1 protein-coding gene is annotated in these 1,641 nt (G+C 38.1%); it reads right to left on the reverse strand.

Annotation, left to right across the window (positions count from 1 at the left end; genetic code table 11):
• A partial coding sequence (locus ACY65O_RS03665; RefSeq protein ID WP_462219495.1) for a TonB-dependent receptor occupies window positions 1-1,506 on the reverse strand: 1,506 nt, incomplete at its 3' end.
• Window positions 1,507-1,641 lie beyond the last annotated feature (135 nt).

Consider the following 1,641-nt stretch of genomic DNA (forward strand, 5'->3'; position numbering starts at 1 on the left):
ATTAACTGTATTTTGCCAAAATTTTAAACCTCCGGCATCAAAACTGGTTTGCCTGTTGCCCGGTATAAAAAACTGAGTGTAGTTGGCAGAGTTTTCAATATTAAAATCAAATTTGTTTCTACCAAAAGTATTGCTGATATCAAAATTCCATTCGTTAAACTTTGTGCGTAGCCCAACAGCGGTAGAAAAATCGCTGATATCAGAATTTATAAGGGGTAAAAACCCATTAGGATAAATTGCAAAAACATTATTGGCATAAATTCTTGCATTGCCCGGTATGCCGCTGGGGTAACGGTAAAATCCTGCACCGGTGCCGCTTTTTTTACTGTAACCTCCAAATACATACAATTCTGTATTTGCAGAAACCGGGTAACCAAAGTTATAAAATACAGCTCCACTATTCATTTTAGAATTACCAATCCGCATGTCAAAAAAATCTCTTGTTAAACCTCTTGCCTGCATAATAGAATCGTCACGGTTAACATTATTTACATTGGGGTATACCGCACCGGTATAAGTGCCTGTTCTGTTCGTGGCTTCTCTTTTTATATATTCCCCAGTTACATTAAGAAACCCTTTTGCAATATTAAATCCATAACCCAGCGATGCCTGAAAATTTCCGCCATCATTTACTTTTACACTGGGGTCATCAGTTTTGCCGGTAAGTTTGTACAGCGCAAAGTTTTTATCGTAATTGGTCATGTACTGTCCATAACTCACACTTGCATCCAGTAAACCAGTTTTCTTTTTTAATACAATATTAATGATGCCCGCTATGGCATCGGAGCCATATTGTGCTGCAGCTCCATCACGTAAAATTTCAATTCTTTCAATGGCAGTTGCAGGGATGGCGCTCATATCAGTGCCTACTGCGCCACGGTTAACAGTACCGTTTACATTTACCAATGCCGATTGATGGCGGCGTTTTCCGTTTATCAGCACCAAAACCTGGTCGGTTCCTAATCCTCTTAACTGGGCAGGATCCACATGGTCAGTACCGTCTGAAATAGTTTGCCTTGCCGATTGAAAAGAAGGAGCAATAAAATTTAAAATTTGGTTCAGGTCCACCTGGCCTAAATCATTAATAACCTGCGCCACCGGAATTACATCAACGGGTACAGGCGTTTCTACCCGTGTACGGGATGCATTACGGGAACCAATTACAGTTACATTAAATAATTCACCTGATGGGTTTAATGCAACATCCTGCTTTGTGGTAGCATTTTCAGTAACTGTAACGTTAAAACTTTGAGCCACAAAACCGGCATAAGAAACTATGATGCTTTGTTTACCAGCATTGGCAGTTAATGAATACATGCCATTATTATCTGCAATAGTTGTTTTTTTACTGCTCTGCACTTGTATTGATGCCCCTGATAATGGTTGACCATTAGCATCTTTTACATAACCACTTATGGTACCGGTTTGTGCAGTTACATTTTGAATAAAGAAAATAAAAATTGCAGAGAAAAAAGTAAATCGCAATGTGTAGGTTAGCTTAGTCATAATTTTTAGTTTAGGTTTAAAATTATACAGCTGGCTGGGGGGATAATTAAAGTTACAATATATTTCACAGTAATGATTAAGTTATATTTATAAGTGCTGCGATTATTTGAATATCTTGCAGCCGAAAAAAAACAG

The organism is Ferruginibacter sp. (assembly GCF_031430955.1).
Classification (GTDB): domain Bacteria; phylum Bacteroidota; class Bacteroidia; order Chitinophagales; family Chitinophagaceae; genus Ferruginibacter.